The organism is Phytoactinopolyspora mesophila, assembly GCF_010122465.1.
Lineage (GTDB): Bacteria > Actinomycetota > Actinomycetes > Jiangellales > Jiangellaceae > Phytoactinopolyspora > Phytoactinopolyspora mesophila.
This window is the reverse complement of record NZ_WLZY01000010.1, coordinates 1-20,359: the sequence shown is the minus strand read 5'-3', so window position 1 is coordinate 20,359 and position 20,359 is coordinate 1. Positions and strand designations below refer to the sequence as shown.

At 65.7% G+C, this 20,359-nt stretch carries 19 protein-coding genes and 1 tRNA gene; 11 read left to right on the top strand and 9 right to left on the bottom strand.

Translation table 11 applies throughout. The annotated features are described in order from the left end of the window. Positions 1-149 precede the first annotated feature (149 nt). From F7O44_RS32075 to F7O44_RS23800, 4 genes are all read left to right on the top strand, one after another. Entirely contained in the window at positions 150-2,210 is a 2,061-nt protein-coding gene (locus F7O44_RS32075) for a S9 family peptidase (RefSeq protein WP_222851637.1), read from the top strand. An 88-nt stretch (positions 2,211-2,298) separates the two neighbouring features. Continuing rightward, positions 2,299-3,246: a prephenate dehydratase gene (gene pheA / locus F7O44_RS23810; RefSeq protein ID WP_162452813.1), complete on the top strand. Its 948-nt coding sequence runs from the start codon at positions 2,299-2,301 to the stop codon at positions 3,244-3,246. Positions 3,247-3,397: 151 nt separating this feature from the next. Next, positions 3,398-4,666: a serine--tRNA ligase gene (gene serS / locus F7O44_RS23805; RefSeq protein WP_162452812.1), complete on the top strand. Its 1,269-nt coding sequence runs from the start codon at positions 3,398-3,400 to the stop codon at positions 4,664-4,666. A gap of 121 nt (positions 4,667-4,787) precedes the next feature. Next, positions 4,788-5,249 carry a DUF6918 family protein gene (locus F7O44_RS23800; protein ID WP_162452811.1) on the top strand — a complete coding sequence of 154 codons (462 nt, stop codon included), beginning with the start codon at positions 4,788-4,790 and terminating at the stop codon, positions 5,247-5,249. Between the two features lie 104 nt (positions 5,250-5,353). Here the strand turns inward: F7O44_RS23800 and F7O44_RS23795 are convergent, their stop codons facing one another. From F7O44_RS23795 to F7O44_RS23780, 5 genes are all read right to left on the bottom strand, one after another. Next, on the bottom strand, positions 5,354-5,941 hold the full coding sequence (locus F7O44_RS23795) for a bacterial proteasome activator family protein (protein ID WP_162452810.1): 588 nt from the start codon (positions 5,939-5,941) through the stop codon (positions 5,354-5,356). A gap of 82 nt (positions 5,942-6,023) precedes the next feature. Beyond that, on the bottom strand, positions 6,024-7,001 hold the full coding sequence (locus tag F7O44_RS23790; protein ID WP_162452809.1) for an NAD(P)H-quinone oxidoreductase: 978 nt from the start codon (positions 6,999-7,001) through the stop codon (positions 6,024-6,026). Continuing rightward, on the bottom strand, positions 7,001-7,339 hold the full coding sequence (locus F7O44_RS29765; protein ID WP_222851636.1) for a DUF6457 domain-containing protein: 339 nt from the start codon (positions 7,337-7,339) through the stop codon (positions 7,001-7,003). Before F7O44_RS29765 ends, F7O44_RS23790 begins: the two co-directional genes overlap by 1 nt. Continuing rightward, positions 7,336-7,974, bottom strand: coding sequence for a molybdenum cofactor guanylyltransferase (gene mobA / locus F7O44_RS23785; protein ID WP_222851635.1), 639 nt, complete (start codon positions 7,972-7,974; stop codon positions 7,336-7,338). Before mobA ends, F7O44_RS29765 begins: the two co-directional genes overlap by 4 nt. After that, positions 7,967-8,761 carry a carbon-nitrogen hydrolase family protein gene (locus F7O44_RS23780; RefSeq protein ID WP_162452808.1) on the bottom strand — a complete coding sequence of 265 codons (795 nt, stop codon included), beginning with the start codon at positions 8,759-8,761 and terminating at the stop codon, positions 7,967-7,969. The genes mobA and F7O44_RS23780 overlap by 8 nt, the downstream gene beginning before the upstream one ends. 133 nt (positions 8,762-8,894) lie before the next feature. Between F7O44_RS23780 and F7O44_RS23775 the strand changes: the two genes are divergently transcribed. Continuing rightward, positions 8,895-9,563, top strand: coding sequence for a class I SAM-dependent methyltransferase (locus F7O44_RS23775; RefSeq protein WP_174255978.1), 669 nt, complete (start codon positions 8,895-8,897; stop codon positions 9,561-9,563). Positions 9,564-9,665: 102 nt separating this feature from the next. Here F7O44_RS23775 and F7O44_RS23770 read toward each other — a convergent pair whose 3' ends face one another. Next, positions 9,666-11,033, bottom strand: a complete 1,368-nt coding sequence (locus F7O44_RS23770) for an ammonium transporter (protein ID WP_162452807.1) — start codon at positions 11,031-11,033, stop codon at positions 9,666-9,668. A 346-nt stretch (positions 11,034-11,379) separates the two neighbouring features. On the opposite strand from F7O44_RS23770, the gene F7O44_RS23765 reads away from it, so the two are divergent. After that, positions 11,380-11,943 (top strand): hypothetical protein, encoded by a 564-nt coding sequence (locus tag F7O44_RS23765; RefSeq protein ID WP_162452806.1) that lies wholly within the window; start codon positions 11,380-11,382, stop codon positions 11,941-11,943. Positions 11,944-12,032: 89 nt separating this feature from the next. On the opposite strand, the gene F7O44_RS23760 is transcribed toward F7O44_RS23765, so the two are convergent. Beyond that, positions 12,033-12,818, bottom strand: coding sequence for an ROK family protein (locus F7O44_RS23760; RefSeq protein ID WP_162452954.1), 786 nt, complete (start codon positions 12,816-12,818; stop codon positions 12,033-12,035). 105 nt (positions 12,819-12,923) lie between these two features. Here F7O44_RS23760 and F7O44_RS23755 point away from each other — a divergent pair, with 105 nt between their 5' ends. From F7O44_RS23755 to F7O44_RS23735, 5 genes are all read left to right on the top strand, one after another. Beyond that, on the top strand, positions 12,924-13,775 hold the full coding sequence (locus F7O44_RS23755) for a sulfurtransferase (RefSeq protein ID WP_222851634.1): 852 nt from the start codon (positions 12,924-12,926) through the stop codon (positions 13,773-13,775). Between the two features lie 95 nt (positions 13,776-13,870). Further along, positions 13,871-13,963 (top strand) — tRNA-Ser (locus F7O44_RS23750). 205 nt (positions 13,964-14,168) lie between these two features. Continuing rightward, complete coding sequence (locus F7O44_RS23745; protein ID WP_162452804.1) at positions 14,169-15,146, top strand: hypothetical protein; 978 nt, start codon at positions 14,169-14,171, stop codon at positions 15,144-15,146. A gap of 84 nt (positions 15,147-15,230) precedes the next feature. Then, positions 15,231-16,469 (top strand): serpin family protein, encoded by a 1,239-nt coding sequence (locus tag F7O44_RS23740; protein WP_162452803.1) that lies wholly within the window; start codon positions 15,231-15,233, stop codon positions 16,467-16,469. 227 nt (positions 16,470-16,696) lie between these two features. Then, on the top strand, positions 16,697-17,935 hold the full coding sequence (locus tag F7O44_RS23735) for a serpin family protein (RefSeq protein WP_162452802.1): 1,239 nt from the start codon (positions 16,697-16,699) through the stop codon (positions 17,933-17,935). 77 nt (positions 17,936-18,012) lie between these two features. Here the strand turns inward: F7O44_RS23735 and F7O44_RS23730 are convergent, their stop codons facing one another. Both F7O44_RS23730 and F7O44_RS32365 read right to left on the bottom strand, forming a co-directional pair. Next, the gene (locus F7O44_RS23730; protein WP_162452801.1) at positions 18,013-19,560 is read right to left on the bottom strand and encodes a right-handed parallel beta-helix repeat-containing protein; all 1,548 of its coding nucleotides are present in this window, start codon (positions 19,558-19,560) and stop codon (positions 18,013-18,015) included. Between the two features lie 102 nt (positions 19,561-19,662). Then, positions 19,663-20,151, bottom strand: coding sequence for a DeoR/GlpR family DNA-binding transcription regulator (locus F7O44_RS32365; RefSeq protein WP_425501432.1), 489 nt, complete (start codon positions 20,149-20,151; stop codon positions 19,663-19,665). Positions 20,152-20,359 lie beyond the last annotated feature (208 nt).

The following is a 20,359-nucleotide window of genomic DNA, read 5'->3' as shown; positions in this document are numbered from 1 at the left end:
ACGACCCGGGATGACAGGCGGTTGCCGAGTCCTAATTTAGCACTCCTGCGTGGAGAGTGCTAAGTCCCATCCGGGCTCAATTGGCGGTGATCGTTGGCGGATCACCGAGCTCTCCCCGGACGGTGCCGAGACGTGATAGGTAAGTGAGGGTGACTGATGTGCAGGCGGAGACCCCGCAGACCCCCACCCCATTTCACGATCTGGATGCCTACCTCGCCCTTCCCCGTTCCGGCGGGCTGACCATGTCCCTGGACGGACGCCGCCTCGTCACGGCGGTGGCCACCCTGAACCCGGAGAAGACGAAATACGTCTCCGCTCTTTGGGAGATCGATCCGGATGGCGCGCGGCCGGCCCGCCGGCTGACGCGCAGCGCCAAAGGTGAAAGCGGCTCGGCGTTCCTGCCCGACGGTTCGCTGCTGTTCTGCTCCGCCCGGCCCGACCCCTCGGCCAAGGACGACGACGAAGTCCCGCTGCTGTGGCTGCTTCCGGCGGCCGGTGGTGAAGCACGCGTCGTCGCACGGCGACCCGGCGGCATCGGCGGCGTTGTCGTGGCACGTGAGGCCGGAACCGTCGTCGTGTCGTCGTCCACCTTCCCTTCGTCGGCGGACGTCGAGTCCGAGGAGTCCAAGCGCAAGGAGCGCAAGGAAAAGAAGGTCTCAGCCATCCTGCATGAGAGCTACCCGGTGCGGTTCTGGGACTCTGACCTCGGGCCGGCCGCTCCGCGCCTGTTCGCAGGCCGCCTAGCCGAAGGCGACGAACTCGCCGATCCTGCTGTTGAGTTGCGCGATCTCAGCCCGGACGCCGGCCGTGGCCTGGAGCGTTCCGATTACGACGTCAGCGCCGACGGTTCGGTGATCGTGACGACGTGGAATGTTCCACACGCCGGCGGATACCGGCAGTCGTTGGTGGTCATCGACACCATCACAGGTGAGCGACGCATCCTCGTCGACGAGCCCGACTACGAGTACGCGGCACCGCGCATCAGCCCTGACGGTACGGCCGTCGCCGTGATCCGGGAGCGGCTGACCTCGCCACACGACCCCGGTGACCGTGTTCTGGCCATCGTGTCGATGACGGACGGATCACTGCGAGAGCTCACGACCGACTGGGACCGCTGGCCGGCGGGTCCACCGGCCTGGACGCCCGACGGCGCCGCTCTGATCGTCGTTGCGGACGAGAACGGACGGGCGCCGGTCTTCCGGGTCGATGCTGAAAACGGATCGGTCACGAGGCTGACGGGGGACGACTACGCGTACTTCGACGTTGTTGTCTCGCCGGACGGAACTCGCGTCTATGCGATGCGTACGTCCTATCTCGAACCGATGACGCCGGTTCGGTTGAGGGCAGATGCTCCCGACCAGGCGTCCGAGCCGCTGCGAGGGCCGGCACCGAGCCCCGAACTGCCCGGCCGGCTCGAAGAGGTGGAGGCGCAGGCCGAGGACGGCGTCCGTGTCCGGGGATGGCTGGCACTGCCCGAAGGCACTACCGCCACGACTCCGGCCCCATTGCTGTTGTGGATACACGGTGGTCCGCTGAATTCGTGGAATGCCTGGTCCTGGCGGTGGAACCCGTGGATCATGGTGGCTCAGGGGTACGCCGTGCTCCTGCCCGACCCGGCATTGTCCACCGGCTACGGGCGAGAGTTCATCAGTCGCGGCTGGGGCAAGTGGGGCCAGGCGCCGTACACCGACCTGATGGCCATCACCGACGTGACGGTGGCGCGCGACGACATCGACCACAACCGCACGGCTGCCATGGGTGGTTCCTTCGGCGGCTACATGGCCAACTGGGTGGCGACCAAGACCGACAGGTTCGATGCCATTGTCACGCACGCGAGCCTGTGGGCGCTTGACCAGTTCGGGCCCACCACCGACGCGGCCTGGTACTGGGCCCGTGAGATGACGCCCGAGATGGCCCGGTCCAATTCGCCGCACCACGGCGTGGACGCGATAGAGACACCTATGCTCGTTATCCACGGCGACAAGGACTACCGCGTACCCATCGGTGAGGCCTTGCGGCTCTGGTACGAGCTCGCTGCCCGGGCCGAGGCGGACAACGGCGAGATGCCGCACAAGTTCCTCTACTTCCCGGACGAGAACCATTGGGTGCTCACGCCCCAGCACGCCAAGGTCTGGTACCAAACCGTGCTCGCGTTCCTGGCGCACAATGTGCTCGGCAAAGACTGGGAGGCGCCTGCCATCCTGCAATGACGGCGCGACGGCAGCGGCTGTGCGCTGAGCGTAGGCCGCTGCCGTCCGGCTCCGCGCAACCCGGGTCGAGAACGGTTAGAGTTTGGGCGTGCCAGCTAGCAAAGATCGTTATGCCTATTTGGGGCCGGCCGCGACGTTCACCGAGGCCGCGGCTCGTCGCCTCCATGCCGTCGCCGGAGCCGAGCTCGAACCGTACTCCACGGTGCATGCGGCCATCGATGCCGTGCGGACGGGCGACGTGGCCGGTGCCGTCGTTCCGCTGGAGAACTCGGTGGAGGGTTCGGTCAACGCCACCCTTGACGATCTCATCCGGGGTGAGCCGGTCATGATCGTGGCGGAGCATCTGCTGCCTGTCACCTTCTCGTTGATGGCGCGATCCGGCACCGAGCTCACCGGCGTCCGGAAGGTAGTGACTCATCCCGTGGCGGAGGCACAGTGCCGGTCGTGGATGAGCAAGGCGCTGCCGGACGCGGTCACGGCCGTGACGTCGTCCACAGCCGCCGCTGCCGCGGCCGTGTCGGCACGGACCCACGACACTGACGGGGAGCTCTTCGATGCCGCGATCGCCGCGCCCATTGCCGCGGAGCATTACGGACTCGACACGCTGGCTGACGATATCGGCGACAACAAAGAGGCGTTGACCAGGTTCGTGCTCATCACTCAGCCGGGCCGCCCGCCACGTGCCACCGGCTCGGACAAAACCAGCCTGGTGGCCTACATTCGCGACGACCACCCCGGTGCGCTACTGGAGATCCTGGAGCAGTTCGCCACCCGCGGCGTGAATCTGACGCGCATCGAGTCCCGGCCGACGGGCAATGGCATGGGACGGTACTGCTTTGTCATCGACGCCGAGGGTCATCTCAACGACGCAAGGGTTGGCGAAGCGCTGATGGGTTTGCGCCGGGTATGCGCTGACGTTCGATTCCTCGGCTCATATGCGCGCGCGGACGGTGTCCGCCCCCCGGTCGGGCGGGGCATGACCAACGCGGAGTTCAACGACGCCGCCGTTTGGCTGGATTCGCTCCGCGACGGCTGACTCCTAGATGATCATGTTTGGTGGGTTCCCTCGTGGATCACCATGCCTGCAGGCCTGTCAACGCACGAGTAAGCCCACCAAACATGATCATCTAGGTGGGGGGTGGGTATTCGGTTGGTGGGGCGGTGGGCCGGGCCGATAGGCTCTGTGGGTGCTTGACCTTCGTGTGATTCGTGAAGACCCCGAGCAGTTGCGTGCTTCGCAGCGTGCGCGTGGCGAGAACGTGGACGTGGTCGACGAGCTGCTCGCCGCGGACGAGACCCGCCGCGCGTCCCTCGCCGAGTTCGAGAAGCTCCGAGGTGAGCAGAAGAGCCTCGGCAAGGAGATCCCGAAGGCTTCTGGCGACGAGAAACAGGCGTTGCTGGCCAGGGCAAAGGAGCTGGCCGCGGCTGTGAAGGCCGCGGAGGCCGCCGCGGCTGAGGCCCAGGAACGGCTGGACCGGCTCGCCATGGTGCCGTCCAACATCGTCCTCGACGGTGTGCCGGCCGGTGGCGAGGAGAACTTCGAGGTCCTGCGGGAGGTAGGTGCCCGCCCGGACCTGCCGTCGGTCCGCGACCACCTGGAGCTCGGCGAGGGGTTGCGGGCGATCGACACCGAACGGGGCGCCAAGGTGTCCGGCTCGCGGTTCTACTTTCTCACCGGAGTCGGCGCCCAGCTTGAGCTCGGCATCTTGAACCTGGCGATGAAGACGGCCATCGACGCCGGTTTCACGCCGGTCGTCACGCCGACACTGGTGCGCCCCGACGTCATGGCCGGCACCGGGTTCCTCGGGGCGCACGCGGACGAGATCTACCGGCTCGAGCGCGACGATCTCTACCTGGTGGGCACCAGCGAGGTGCCGCTGGCAGGTTTCCACGCCGACGAGATCATCGATCTCGACGGCGGGCCCCTCCGGTATGCCGGCTGGTCGGCGTGTTACCGGCGCGAGGCCGGCTCGCACGGCAAAGACACCCGGGGCATCATCCGCGTGCATCAGTTCCACAAGGTGGAGATGTTCGTGTACTGCCGCGAAGAAGACGCCGCAGCCGAGCATGAGCGCCTGCTCGGCTGGGAGGAGCAGATGCTCGCCGCTGTCGAACTCCCATACCGGGTCATCGACGTCGCCGCCGGAGATCTCGGTTCGAGTGCTGCCCGTAAGTTCGACTGCGAAGCCTGGCTACCCTCGCAGTCGCGCTGGATGGAAGTGACCTCCACGTCGAACTGCACGACGTTCCAGGCCCGGCGGCTAGGGGTGCGCGAGCGGGCCGGCCAGGGAACTCGGAGTGTCGCCACACTCAACGGCACGCTGGGCACCACGCGCTGGATCGTGGCCATTCTGGAGAACCACCAACACCCCGACGGCTCCGTGTCGGTGCCGAAGGCCCTGCGGCCTTACCTGGGCGGCAAAGAGGTCCTCGAACCCTCCGTAGCCTCGAAGTGATGCCGCACCGGTATGCCCCGGTTGATGTGCTGGGCGGCTGTGTGATCCGGTAGCGGGTGATTTACAGTTGCATTCGCACGGGGGCGACATGGTCATTTCGAGATGAAGGACGTAATACGTCATGGCAGACACGTTGCAAGAGATCCTGCTCGCTCCGGATCGCCGTCCCGCGGTGGTGAAGGATGTCGAGAACCTGGTTGACGCCGAGGTCGCGGGCAAGAGTGGGGTATCGGGCCTGGCCGTCAAGAGCGGGTACGGATTGATCAAGAAGATCAACTCGACGTTTGTGTCGGATGCTGTGGACAGTATGCTCGACAACTTCGTCGCTCGGCTCGAGCCTTACTACGCCGAGCACGTAAAGGCGGGTTCCGGCTCCTTCGCAGATCGCCTGACCGGGAACTCGTCCGATGTGGCGGACGCCCTGCTCGGGGTCACCGACGACCGCGCAGCGGGGTCGCGCCGGGACAGCGTGAAGAAGGTCTACTCCAAACTGCGCCCACAGGCGAAGAAGCACGTCGAAGAAGCGCTGCCCCGCCTGGGAGAGCTCATCGACAAGCATGCCGCGGCCGTCAACGCCGGCTAGTGAGTCAGTAACCACCAGATTCGATTGACCTCTGCGGGCCTGTGTCGGAAATCTCGTCGCCGGATTTCTGACACAGGCCACCGTCTGAGCAGGTCGGCTTTCCGTCAGAGATACATGCCGCTGCGCTGCTCGCCTTCGCCGCTGGCTTGGCCGGGAGGACCTGCCTGACCCGGTGCCATCTGCACCCCCGGAGGCAACGCCCGGCGCATCTGCTCCAGTTGGGCACGCGCGGCCATCTGTTGTGCGAACAGCGTTGTCTGGATCCCGTGGAACAAGCCTTCGAGCCAGCCTACGAGCTGTGCCTGAGCGACGCGCAGCTCGGACTCCGAAGGCACGGTGTCGTCCCCGAATGGCAGCGCCAGCCGCTCCAGCTCAGAGACCAGTTCCGGCGCCAGGCCGTCCTCGAGCTCATCTAGCGACTTACGGTGTATCTCACCGAGCCGGCGTCTGCTCGCTTCGTCGAGCGGAGCCGCTTTGACCTCGTCCAGCAGCTGTTTGATCATGCTGCCGATCCGCATCACCTTGGCGGGCTGCTCGACGAGGTCGGTGAGCGACCCCGGCTCGCTGTCATCGTCCTTCTCATTCGGCGCCGATCCCACGGCCATACCTTCCGGACCCACGACAACAACCCGTGGGTTCTCGGTGTCCTGGTCTTGATCGCGCTGTTCGGCGTTCTCGTTCGACTCCGTCATCCCCCCATCTTGACGCAGATGGGCTCCGGCATGTTAGCGAGCCCCGGTGGGGACGCCGGCGGCGCTGGTGACCGCTCACAAGTCACGTGGTCAGCAGAACTTTGCCGACGTGGTCGCTTTGCTCGACAATGCGGTGCGCCTCTGCCGCGTCGCGCATGGGGAGGTGACGGTCGACGACGGGCGCGACGTCGCCCCGGGAGATCATCGGCCACAGCTCGTCCCGGACTGCGGCGACGATGGCGGCCTTTTCGGCCGCTGGTCGGGCCCGCAACGTGGTGCCGATGATCGAGGCCCGCTTGCTCATCAGGCCGCGTAGGTCAAGCTCGGCTTTTCGCCCACCCTGTAGGCCGATGACGACGAGCCGGCCTTGCACCGCCAGCACATCGAGGTTGGCGGCCAGGTATTTGGCTCCCATGATGTCGAGAACCACATCCGCGCCGTGCCCGCCGGTGGCCGACCTCACCTCTTCGGCAAAGTCTTGCTCCCGGTAGTTGACCAGGATTGAGGCGCCGAGCTCGGCACATCGGTCGAGCTTGGCCGCGGAGCCGGCGGTCACGGCGACCGTGGCGCCGAGCGCGACGCCGATCTGGATGGCGGCGGTGCCGATGCCGCTGCCGCCGCCGTGGACCAAGAGGACCTCACGTGGCCGCAAGCGAGCTGCCATGACGACGTTGGACCAGACGGTGCACATCACCTCGGGGAGCGCCGCAGCCGTAACGAGATCGACGCCGGTGGGTAGGGGCAGAAGCTGTGCGGCGGGAACGGCTACGCGTTCGGCGTAGCCGCCACCTGCGAGCAAAGCGCATGCCTCATCTCCCACCGCCCAGCCGGTGACCGAGGCGCCTACCTCGCGGACCACCCCGCTGCATTCGAGTCCCGGCCAGGGCGGGGCACCGGCAGGCGGCGGGTAGTGGCCCTGCCGTTGCATGATGTCGGCTCGGTTGACCGCGGAGGCGGCGACATCGAGCACGACCTCGTCCGGGCCACATACCGGGTCGGGTACCTCTTGCCAGGTGAGAGTCTCCGGGCCACCTGGCGCTTCGACGACAACCGCGTACATCAGCGCTCCGCCGAGTTCGATGCGGACGGGTCAGTGGAGTCGTTGCCGGTGGAATCCAGGGTGACCGTGGCGTCGGCCGGGCCTGCCGTCGGGGCAACTCGTTCGGGCCACCCGGTGGCGAGAACAGCGGCCTGCTCGATGGCTGCGTCTACTGCCGCGGAACCACCGCCGCTCAGCGCCGCGGCATATCCGGCGATGAACGTCGTCACCGGCGCGGCGGGGCGCTCCACGTTGTGCGCCGCCTCCTTGGCGAGATCGAGAATCGCGCTGACATCGACGTCGTCGATCGGCACACCCAGCTGTTCGCAGAGGGTGACGATCCATGGATCCATGGTCATGTTCCCTGATGATCCTTCCGTGCGGGGTCGTCCTCATCGGGAGTCGTGGCCGGGTGCCCGGTGTGGTGCTCGGTCCATCGTGCCAGGTCTTCGGTGGTGTCTATGTCTTCCGCGGCACGTGGATCGGCGAGTGTCGCCACGCTGAGGTACTTGAGCAGCGACCGCATGGACTGGCCGGTGGGGTTGCCGACGTCGGACAGCGCGCGTGTCAGGGCGGATGCACGGTAGACCGCGGTCAGCGGCTGGCGGCGGCCGGTGCCGTCGGTGAGGAGTGCCGCATCGGCGTCGTGGCTCGCGAGCGTCTTGTGGAGTTGGTCGACGACGTCCGCGGTGATCGCGGGCAGGTCGGCGGCGAGGACGACGACGCTGCGGGCCGACGGTGGCAAGATGGCGCTCCCGGCGCTCAGCGCCGCTACCGGGCCGCTCCCGGCCGGTTCCTCGATGGTCCAGTGCACCGGTCTCTCGGTGGGCCGTAACGGGCCGACGACGATGACGTGGGCGCACGTCACACATGCGCCTATAGCGGTGTCGAGCAGAGGGCGGCCGCCGACGACGAGCCGCGGTTTGTCCATGCCACCCAGCCGGCGCCCGGCCCCGCCGGCCAAGATCACGGCAGCGCGGGCCGGATCAGCCATCGTCCGATGGGATAGACGGCCAGGCGCGACGGTGTTGAAGCGCTGGGTTGCGCTCACGGGTGGCACTGATCCGTCCAGCGTCGATGTCGCCGTGGATCACGCCTTCGGCTTCGCCGGCCGCGGCGACGGCGACGCCCATGGGATCGACCAGCATGCTGCGTCCGCAATAGGCTCTTCCGCATTGGGCGGCGGCGGCGAGGTAGACGGTGTTCTCGATGGCTCGGGCCCGGACGAGCGTGGCCCAGTGGTCTTCCTTGAGCGGGCCACGCACCCACGCCGCTGGCACCACAAGGGTGTTGGCGCCCGCGTCGACGAGTGCCCGGGAGTGCTCCGGGAATCGCAGGTCGTAACAGGTCAGCAGCCCCAGTTTGTGCCCGGCCACGTCGAAAACCGCCGGCACGACGTCGCCCGCGAGCAGCCGATCGGATTCGCGGTACCCGAACGAGTCATAGAGGTGGGCTTTGCGGTAGGTGGCCAGCAGGTCGCCGTCCGGGCCGAGCGCGACCAGCGTGTTGAAGGGGCGCGTGTCGTCGCCGGACGCCTCGAACATGCCGGCGATCACCGTGGCGGCGCGATCTTTGGCCAGCCCGGCGATGTGGGCCACAAACGGGCCGTCGAGCGGCTGTGCTACTGGCCCGAGCGGCGTGGTAGGTGTGCCGAAATCATGCATCACGGCCTCGGGCAGCACGATGAGATCGGCGTCGATGCCGGCGCTCAGCCGCTCGATGGTGGCCAGATTCTCGTCGACGTCGAGACCCGCGGCCATCTGTACCAGTGCTACACGCATCCTGACATTCTCACCCCTTGGGCCCCGGATCTCCCACCGCGGCCCCGTCACGCGGGGCACTAGGGTGGGCATGTCGGTGCGAGCCACAGACCGCCGAAACGACGGACACGAGCCAAGGACAGCGGAGAAGCGCGTGAGCCAAGAACAGTGGACCCAGGTCGATCGATACTTCGGCGAGCGGATGATCCCGCCGGACGAGGCGCTGGACGCCGCGTTGCGCGCCAGCGACGAGGCCGGGCTGCCGGCCATCAATGTCGCGCCTAACCAGGGCAAGTTGTTGCAGCTGATCGCCGAGGTTCGCGGGGCGAGACGGATCTTGGAGGTCGGTACCCTCGCCGGTTACAGCACCATCTGGCTCGCGCGAGCATTGCCCGCTGACGGCAAGCTCGTGACGCTGGAGGCCGACCCGCACCACGCTGATATAGCACGCTCCAATCTGGAGCGGGCCGGGGTAGCGCATCTGGTGGATGTTCGCACCGGACCAGCGCTTGAGACCTTGCCGAAGCTGGCCGCGGAGTCAGCTGAACCGTTCGACCTGGTATTCATCGACGCGGACAAAGAAAACACCGCTGAGTATTTCCAGTGGGCGCTGAAACTCTCCAGGGCGGGCAGCGTGATCATCGTCGACAATGTCGTCCGCAAGGGCGCGGTCGCGGACCTGTCGAGCACCGATCCCAGTGTGCAAGGCATCCAGCGCTTCGTTGAGGTAGCCGCGGCGGAGCCCCGAGTGAGCGCTACATCTATTCAGACGGTTGGGGGCAAGGGTTACGACGGTTTCACGATGGCCGTCGTCACAGCGTGACACGAGGAACCGTGCGGCAGGTCCGCCGCGCCACGGCCGAACGACATGAGCCGCGCCCCTACGTGGGACGCGGCTCATGTGGATCGTTCTGGGGCGGCGGGGTCAGCCGGTTGCCGGGCTGGCCTCACCCTCACCGGCATTGATCGGCCGTTTTGCCTTGGCCGAGGCGGGCGCGGTAGCTGGCGCCTTCCCCAGTTGGGCGGTCGCGGCCTCATCGCCGACCCGGGCCATCACATCTTCCGGGATGTCCTCGGGGCCGATCTCGTAGCTGGACTCACCGTGGTGCACCTTGTCCACACCGACGATTTCGTGGTCGTCGTGAACACGGAAGCCGATCGTCTTCTCGAGCAAGGTCGCGATGATGTACGTGACCACGAACGAGAATGCCATCACAGCCACAGCGCCGATGATCTGGCGGCCGACCAGGTCGATGCCGCCGCCGAAGAAGAGCCCGTTGACGCCGTCGGGGGCGTTGGCGGTGGCGAAGAAGCCGATCGCCACCGTGCCGACCAGCCCACCGACGAGGTGCACGCCGACGACGTCGAGCGAGTCGTCGTAGCGCAGCCGGAACTTCAAGCTGACCGTCAGCGAGCAGACGACACCGGAGATCGCGCCGATGGCCAGTGCTCCCATCGGGTTGACCGAGCCCGCGGCGGGGGTGACCGCCACCAGGCCGGCGACCACACCGGAGGCGGCGCCGAGCGAGGTCGCATGCCCGTCACGCAGCTTCTCCACGATGATCCATGCCAGCAGCGCTGCCGCCGTCGCGCCGATTGTGTTGACCAGCGCCACGCCGGCCGCCTCGTCGGCGGCATACGCCGAGCCAGCGTTGAAACCGAACCAGCCGAACCACAGCAGCCCGGCGCCGATCATCACCAGCGGGAGGTTGTGCGGACGGTGCGAACCCTTGCCGAAGTCGCGCCGGCGTCCGAGGACGATGGCTAGTGCCAACCCCGCGGCCCCTGCGTTGATGTGAACGGCTGTGCCGCCCGCGAAGTCGATCGCCTCCAGGGAGTCGATGATCCATCCGCCGTCGCCCCAGACCCAGTGTGCGACGGGCGAGTAGACGACGGTCATCCAGATGGCCGCGAACACCAGCCAGGTCCAGAAGTTCGCCCGGTCGGCGATGGATCCGGCGATGAGTGCGACCGTGATGACCGCGAACATGCCCTGGAAGCCGACGTCGACCAGGGTCGGGATGTTGCCGCTGATGTCATCCATCAGCCCGGACAGACCAAAGAAGTCGGTGGGGTTGCCGAGTAGACCGCCGATGCTGTCGCCGTAGGCGATCGAGTATCCGTACACGATCCACAAGATGCTGACGACACCTAGCGCGCCGAAGCACATCATCATCATGTTGATGACGCTCTTGGCGCGCACCATGCCGCCGTAGAACAGTGCGAGTCCTGGGGTCATGAGCATGACCAGTGCTGTGCACACGAGAATCCAGGCGGTATCTCCCGTATCCATCTGCCGTCCCTCCAACGCGAGCAAGCGGGACCGGACGCGACTTGTTCACCGGTAGTCGCGCCCGGGCCGCCTTCATATAGCCGCGACGTTGCGGCAACCGGACACCACGAGGGTGGAGGCCGCAGATTTCACGAGCTGGCCAGAATCGTTACAAGCGGATGTCGCCATTCCGCGAATGTGTCCGGTTGGTAAACAGGCCACACATCGTGTTGCCGCCGCGTCACATTTCCGGCATCTTTGCGCCCGCCGGCCGCGGCCGGTGCCGAATGGCTGCCGGAGAGCCACGGAGGGCTTCTGCCCAGGCAGAAATCCAGCGGCGCTACGGCAAGGGAACTAAGCTGAACCGGTGCCAGTCGAGTTCATCGGAGCCAATCCGAACGCGACCCTGTTCCGGGGGGAGACCAAGGCCGGCTTCGTCTCCCTCTGGCAGGCGGACTGGAGCGTCCGGGGGCCGGGGGTCGCCGTGCTGGCCTGGATCGAAGGTGACGACACCGTTCGCCTACTGACACCTGAACCGAGCCTGGGCGGATGGCTGGCACATGCGTTCAGTCGCCACTTTCCGGAGATGTCCGGCCTTCCGGGTATCAGTGAACCGGTCCACTGCGAGATCCGTGAGTGGCGAATCACCGCCGAACACGTACGGGCAAAGGTCACCGGCGAAGACGGATCCAGGGTAGCGGTCACCATCGGTCAACCATTGGCGTCGCGTCCGGGGCACGTCATCGACTGGCAGCTCGGCACGAACGTCTACACGTTGACCAACATGCTGACGTTCTGCGCTGATGCCACTCTCGAGATCGACGACGCCAGGGTACTGGGTCGCACGGTCGTCACCGGCGACGAAGACCAACTTTCCTCGTCAGCGTTCATCGCCACCCACGAAACCTGGACTCGATCCGAACCCGGATAAACCCCACCCCTGGTATTCACCGAAGGGGAGCGGCGAGAAGCCCGGTACTCGAACCCGCTTGAGAACCGGCGCCCTAATCGCGCGGATTCTTAGATTTCTTCAATGCGACGCCCGCGTGAGACCCGGTCGTTCCACAACCGGATACCACCGAGCAGGCCATTCTCGTTGCCCACCGTAGTGACGTCGTCGCCGAGTTCGAGTTTGATGTGCTTGGCACCGCCACCACCCACATACAGCCGATCCCAGTTCAGCACCGGACGCAGACCGTCGACAGCCTTGACTACCCGGCGTGACCACCGCCGGTTGCCGAGCCTGCGCCTCGCATGGTGGCCCAGCTGCTGGTCGTAGGTCTGTCCCTTACGGAATGGCGCCTGCGAGAGCTCGACCTTGGGCAGCAGCACGCCGTCGTCGAAGAGCGCGCATCCGAGCCCGGTTCCCAGCGTCAAGACCACCTCGAAACCCTTGCTCTCGATAACGGCGAGACCGGCGATCTCGGCGTCATTCAGCACGCGCGTCGGCCGCCCGAGGGCGTCTTCGAGGGCCGCCTGAATGTCGTATCCCGACCAAGCCGCCACCAGGTCCGCGCGTGGCGGGGTGAACGGGCCCGCTTCGGTGACATAGTGAGGAGTCGCATGCACGACGCCGAGCCGTACCATGCCGGGAAAGCCGACGGATACCCGGTCGAAAGCTTCGCCGGTTGCGTCAGCGAGGGAAGTGACCGCATCGACGAGGACTTCGGGCGGGCATGGGTATGGTGTGCGCAGCCGGGCACGCTTATGTAGAGGCGTGCCGTCCGCACTGAGCACGGTGGCTTTGAGGCCCGTTCCGCCGCAGTCTACGGCCAGAGTGCGCGGGCCTTCGCCGGCGGAGGTCATCACGAATGAGACGGTAGCTTGATATTGTCCTTCGCCGGAAATCGGGGGACGCGAATCGCCATGAAGGCCATGCTGGAGTGTGGCGGATATCAAGGGGCTGTTGCGATGAGTGTTCTGATGGGCCCGGACGAACTCCACGGTCTGTTGACCGACGGTTTTCCGGTGGTGCTCCTCGATGTGCGCTGGAAACTCGGTGCTCCTCACGGCCTTGAGCAATACCGCTCAGGTCATCTGCCGGGAGCGGTTTTCGTCGATCTCGAGACTGAACTGGCCGCGCCCGCGTCGCCGGAAGAGGGCCGCCATCCGTTGCCGGCCATCATGGATCTCGAGCATGCGGCCAGGCGGTGGGGCGTGTGCGGCGACAGCCTCGTGGTGGCCTACGACGACAACGCCGCGATGTCCGCGGCCCGCGCGTGGTGGTTGCTGAGGTGGGGCGGGTTCTCAGAGGTGCGGCTCCTGGACGGTGGCCTCGGGGCTTGGCGTCGTGCCGGCTATCCACTCGAATCCGGAGATGTGCGGCCTGAACCCGGTGATGTCGTCCTGCGCCCGGGCGCCATGCCCGTCCTGGACGCCGACGACGCCGCCGTTATGGCGCACGGCGGTGTGCTGCTCGATGCCCGGGCGGCCGAGCGCTACCGCGGCGAGACCGAACCGGTCGATCCGCGGGCCGGGCATATTCCAGGTGCATTGAGCGCCCCGACTACCGAGAATCTGGATGCCGACGGCCGGTTTCGTCCGGTTGCCGAACTCCAGCAGCGTTTCGCGACGCTCGGGGTGGAAGCCGGTGCCCCGGCCGGCGTGGGCGTTTACTGCGGTTCTGGCATCACCGCCGCCCACGAGGTCGCGGCGCTGGAACTGGCCGGAGTGCGAGCCGCGCTATATCCGGGCTCATGGTCGCAGTGGTCGTGTGACCCGGAACGGCCCGCCGCGGCGTCGCGTCGTTCCGGTGATCATTGATGCGTGATCACCGGGGTCCACGGCGTTTCGGTCAAGAGGCCGCGGGGAGGTCAGTCGATCTCGACGGTGCTTTCGTGGCACACTTGCGTGTGCCGGGAGGGCTGCCGGAGTGGCCGAACGGGGAACTCTTGAAAAGTTCTAGGGCGGGGCCCTCTCCGTCCTCATGGGTTCGAATCCCATGCCCTCCGCTCACGGACGTCGACATCCTCGCTGGTCGGCGCCCACGGACGGGTGGCGGATCTCTGTCACTGAGGCAACGTTGTGTGTGTGACATGGAGATCCGCCCAGTCCGGTTGCGAGACAGTCCCGCGGCTAACGGCTGAATCGAAAAGGCGACGGCTGTACCGCTCCGGAAGTGGCAAATTTCGCCTACCTCCGTGCAGACTCGACTGGATGCGTGCTCGATCTTTGTGTTGCTTCGCCGCGATGGTCGCCTTCATGGTGGGCGCCTGTAGCGCTGACGAAGATTCTTCGGTGCCGGGTCCCATTGAGCCTGGTGCCACGTCGTCACCCGATGATCAGCCGTCCCGGGACCAGCCACCACAGGACGAGCCCACGCCGGAACCCGAGCCGGAACCGACGCTGCCCAATGGAGCCACGTCGATCTTCCCCGAGCACCGCCTGGTCGGCTTCTCGGGCGGGCGCTCACCGGCGTTCGGGCGCTTGGATGCCGAGGACCTCGACGGAGCGGCTGCCGAACTCGACGAGATCATCCCGGACTACGAGGTGGACGGCCGTACGGTGCTGCCCGTCTACGAGCTGATCGCGATCATCGCGCATCCTTCACCCACGGCGAGCGGGCTCTACAGGACTGTCGAGCCGGACGAGGTGATCCGGGACTATCTCGAAGCCGCCCGGGAGCACGAGGCGTTGTTGTTGCTCAACGTGCAGCCGGGCCGCTCCGGATTCCTCGATGATGTGCAGCTTCTCGAGGAATGGCTGCGTGAACCCGATGTCGGTTTGGCGCTCGATCCGGAGTGGGCGGTCGGCGACGGCGAGGTACCGGGTCAGACATATGGGAGCACAACCGGTTCCGAGCTCGACTCCGTAGCCGAATACGTTTCCGCGCTGGTCGCCGAGGAGAACCTCCCGGAGAAGGTGATCGTCTTCCATCAGGTGCACGAGTCGGTGGTTGAAGATGAAGACGATCTCGGCGAGCACCCTGGGGTCGAGATCGTCAAGAGCGTCGACGGCATCGGGGCGCGGGCTGACAAGGAAGCGACCTGGGATCGCGTCATCGCCACCATGCCGGAGCACGTCCGCGCCGGTTTCAAGCTCTTCTTCGAAGAAGACACCAGGCACGGGCCGCTGATGACCCCCGAGCAGGTTCTGGCGCTGGAGCCGTTGCCGGAGTACGTCCTCTACGAGTGAGCGGCCGGAACCGGAACCGATCTGCCGGCGTCGAACCTAGTGTGCAGTCATGGTGGGTGCGCTGCTCGAACCTGGAGGTCGTCGATGCTGTCCAAGCGTGCGTTCGTGGGTGTGGCAGCGATCGCGTTGCTGTTCACCGGGTGCGGTTCGGACGGGCCCCCGGGAGACGCCGCGAGGATCGACTTTGAACTAGTGGCCGATCTCTCTGCTGACGACGCGTGGGCGGTCGGCGATTCGATGAACAGGTTTGGGTTCGATCTGCTCGGCGTGGTTGCCGAAGAAGACGAGAACACGGTCATATCGCCGGTCTCGGTGGCGACCCTGCTGGCGATGGTGCTGGCCGGGGCGGAGGGTGACACCGCTGAAGCGATGGCCGGTGGGCTGCACCTCGACGAGTCCCGTGACGTGCGCGTCGGTGCGCTGCTGCGGAACCTCGCGGATACCGATGACGTCACCCTGTCCGTGGCCAATGCCCTTTGGGCCGACGACGGGATACCGTTCGAGGAGGAATACGTCGACTTCGTCACCAACACGTTCGGGGCGACCCTCGATGAGGCTGATCTCAGTTCACAGGCGACTGCTGACGAAATCGACCAATGGGTCGATGATCGTACCGAAGGGCTGATCGAAGACATCGCCGAGAGCCTCGGGCTACCGTCGACAACCGCTGTCCTGGTCTTGATCAACGCCGTCTACTTCCTCGGTGAATGGACTACGCCGTTCGATTCCGGCAACACTCTGGACGAGCCGTTCACCTTGGCTGACGGTAGCGAGTCCGAGGTAGCGATGATGTATATGCGCTACGAGGACTTCAGCCACACGACGCGCGATGGGTATCGCATGCTGCGGATGCCGTATGGCGACGATGAGCGTTACGGCATGGAAGTGCTCTTGCCCGACGAGGACTCCAATGTGGACGCCCTGCTGGCATCGCTCGACGCCGACGAATGGCGTTCCGCGGCGAATGATCTCACGTCGTCATTGTTCGAGGAGCTGGTGCTGCCAAGGTTCGAGCTCGAGTGGGAGCTTGTCCTCAACGACGCCTTGATCGAGCTCGGTATGGGCGTCGCATTCGGAGGGGGTGCCGATTTCCGGCCGATGTCACCAATCGGGCCGGTTCTCAACAGCGTCGTGCACAAGACGTACATCCGGGTCGACGAGGAAGGCACCGAGGCTGCCGCTGTCACCGCGTCGGACATGGTCGGGTCCGCACCGGTCGAGCCGATGGTGTTCCGCGTCGACCGGCCCTTCGTCTTCACGATTTCTGATGCGGAGACCGGCACGATCCTGTTCCTGGGTACCGTCGTCGATCCGCGCGGCTGAACTCACGTTCGCGGGAGGTCCTACGGCTCCTGTGCGGCCGGCAAGGCAGCTGTCGGCGGCCCGGCCTCGTCGGGTCGGCGCGGTGATTCAAAGCGGTCGCCGTCCTCAGCGAAGTGGGAGCCGCGAAGGGCCTCGATTCGGCGGTTCACAAGCAACCCGCGCCGGGCGGTCCGCGTCGAACTTAGTATGCAGCCGCGGTGGGCGAGCTGAGACTGTGGAGGTGCTCGATGGTACCGATTCGAATGCTCACGGGACTGATCGCTGGCGCGCTCTTGCTCGCCGGCTGCGGTTCGGACGGGCCGCCAGGTGACGCGGGGCGGATCGACGTCGAACGTGTCGGCGATTTCTCTGCGAGCGACGCGCGTGAGATCGGGGAAGCGGTCAACACCTTCGGGTTCGAGCTGCTCGCGACGGTGACGGACGGTAGTGAGAACACGGTGACCTCGCCGGTCTCCGTGGCGACTTTGCTGGCGATGGTGCTGGCCGGCGCGGGCGGTGACACCGCTGATGAAATGGCGGGAGTGCTGCACCTGGACGAGTCACGAGACGTACGTGTCGGAGCGCTATTGCGTGCCCTGGCGGACACCGAGGACGTGACTCTGTCCGTGTCCAACGCGTTGTGGGCCCGGGAGGGAACACCTTTTGAGCAGGACTATGTCGACTTCGTCACCGGCACCTTCGGGGCAACGCTTGACGAGGCCGACCTGGCTGCACAGGACACCGCCGACGAAATCGACGAATGGGTCGATGAACGCACCGAAGGGCTGATCGACGGTATTGCCGACGACTTGGGCCTTCCCTCGGCGAATGCCGTGCTGGTCCTGCTCAATGCCGTCTACTTCCTCGGTGAGTGGACCACGCCGTTCGATCCCGGCAACACCCGAGACGAGCCGTTCAGCCTGGCCGACGGGAGCGATGTCGACGTCGCGCTCATGCACCTGTGGGACGAGGATTTCAGCCACACCGAGCGGGACGGTTACCACATGCTGCGGATGCCGTACGGGGAGGACGAGCGCTACGGCATGGAGGTCCTCCTGCCCGATGAGGACAGCAGTGTCGAAGAGATGCTGGACGGGCTTGAAGCCGCCGAGTGGCGTGCTGCCGTCGTCGAGTTGTCGACGGACACCTTCGACGAGGTGGCGATGCCGCGTTTCGAACTCGAATGGGATCTGAATCTCAACGACGCGCTGGCCGGCATGGGGATGCCGTCTGCTTTCGGCGCCGGTGCCGACTTCCGGCCGATGTCGGAGGTCAACCCGTTCCTCGATGTCGTCGTCCACAAGACCTACATCAAGGTGGACGAGGAAGGAACCGAGGCGGCCGCCGTCACAGGTGGTGTCATGGCTGAATCGGCGGTGGAGGAGCCGCTGGAGTTCCGTGTCGACCGGCCGTTCGCGTTCACGATCTCCGACCAGCAGACGGATGCGATCCTCTTCCTCGGTGTGGTGGCCGATCCGCGCGGCTGACATGTGCCGTGCCTGCGTCCTGCAAGGTGAGCGCCAGAGCCCACACCCTGCAGGACGCAAACGGCGATGGAGGCGTGTCAGGTCGCGTTGCCCGCGGTGTCGGAGTGGCCCGATCCCTGCAAATCGAACGGGGTTGTGTCGTAGCCGCCGCGCACGTCGTTGTTCGGATAGAAGATGTCCGCCGAGGCCGCATCGGACGAGATCGCGTGAGCAGGCCGTGGCGACACCGATGTCACCTTGTTGCCTTGGACATTCGCCGCCGAGACTCCGTTGAAGCGAATTCCGGCCCCGTCGCCTCCCGATCGTGCCGCATTGGCGACCGAGTTGCCCGTCACCTGGTGGCTCTCGCCGCCGGTGACGGCGATCCCGTCCTGGTCCAGGTCGCGCACGTAGTTGCTTCCGACCACGGAGGCGGGGGAGTTCAGGACCTCGATGCCGTAGACCTTCGCACCCAGCACGGTGTTGTTGCTGACTTGCGCCTCCGGCGCCCACCGAACCACGATCCCGGTCCTTTCGGCGTTGCGCACGACGTTCCCGGTGACCGAGCTACCGTAGATCCGGCCATCTCCGAGCACGTCATCAACGATCCCACGTACCCGAATGCCCTCGTCGCGAGTGGTGGTGTCCACGACGTTGTCCGACACGACGATGCCGGTGTTCGCCCGGTGGTTGTCGTAGTTGGGGTCGTCGTGCGGGCGGACCCAGATGCCACCGCCGACGTCGTTCATCGTGTTTCCGGTGATGACGGCCCGGTTGACGTTGCGAAGACTGACGCCCCAGTACGACAGGTCGCGCATCGTATTGTTGGCGATGATGAACTGCTCGTGGCTGGAGTTGGTGTAGCCGCTGTGGTCGCCGGCGAAGGTCGGCCATCCGGAGCAGTAGTTGTTGGTGATCCGGATCATTTTGCTCTGGGTGTAGTCGGCCGCGCCGAACGGCTGTAGTCCTGGCCAGGCGAGATCGATGCTCAACGCCTCCTGATTCCACGCCGCGGAGGGCCGTTCGATCGATCCGATCGCGGTGCACGAGTCGATCACTCCGTTGAAGACGGCGTTGTACTCCACCGCGTGCCACTCGGATACGTCGAGGATCTCCATGTGCTGGAGGACGATGTTGGCGGCATGCCCGAAGACCAGGCCCCAGCCAGGGCGCGGCACCTCTCGCGCATTGAAGTCCCAGGTGCCGCCTTCGACGATGATATTGCCGGGGCCGTCGTAGCCTGTGGTGGTCGTGTCCGAGCCGTCCCGCGGACCGTTGCTCAGCATCGCGGTCAGCGCGCCGGTGCGGAGCAGGACAGTGCCGGGCGAGAGAGTCAGCCGGGTGTTGGCATAGATGCGCAGGTGCTCATTGTGGATGCGCCAGGTTCCGGGTCCGACGTTCACGTGGCCCCCTCCGGCATCCCGGGCGTTGTTCAGGGCCGCCTGTATGGAAGTCTCGTCGGGGTCGCCTCCGGGATGGTCGACGCCGAAGCGTTTCCAGTTCGGCGGGGCCGCGGCGGCCGGCGAAGCACCCAGTATGGATCCGGCGGCGAGGCCACCACCACCGATCAATGCTCCACTCAGGAGCGAACGCCGCGATGGCTGGGCGCCGGACTGCCGGGACGATACGAGACTCGATCTCCACATGTTTCCGCTCCCTTTGTTTGGACAGCGTCGAATGTTCCGGAAATTCGGCTGGCGATTCCGGAAGAGATATCTACTATTGTGGAGAAGAAATCGTGCAATGGTCTATGGGTGAGGTGAAGGTGTGCAATCTACATTGCACATTCTCGCATTCTGGTCATGTCCTTGCCTTGCTGCTTCAGTCGACACTCGGACACCGCGACGCTCAATATCGGATATTACGCGCTGATCGGCGGAATCGTCGGTGACGAGTTCGTCGATTTCGGCGATTCCGCAGACTCTGGCGGCGGCGACCCTGCCAACCTTCGTGCCGTCGGCGACGACGATCACCCGTTCGGCACGCGACATCATCGCGGCAGTGCCGACCGCTTCATCCCGATGACCTATGGTCAGGCCGGACTCGATGGATATTCCATCGATGCCGACGACGGCGACGGTCAGACTGATCCGGTTGAGGAACCGGATCAGGTCCGGACCGAGTAGTTGGTGCGACGCCGGCCGGCTGAGCCCACCTGTCACGCGCAAACTCACAGTGGTCGACCCGGCCAATTCGGCGGCAATACTGAGTGAATTCGTCACGACGGTCACGCCAATTCTTTGAGCGAATATCCGGGCGACCTGAAACGTGGTGCTGCCACCATTGAATCCGACAGTGAGAGCACCGTGAGGTATCGAGGCTCTTCACAATCGAGGGTGTAGTTGGCGTCTGAAGCCGCCGGTCTCGAGTAGGGATCGGGCGATGTAGTTGGTGAGGTTGCGGAATCCGAGGGCGGAGCCGCGGAGGTGTTCGAGGCGTCCGTTG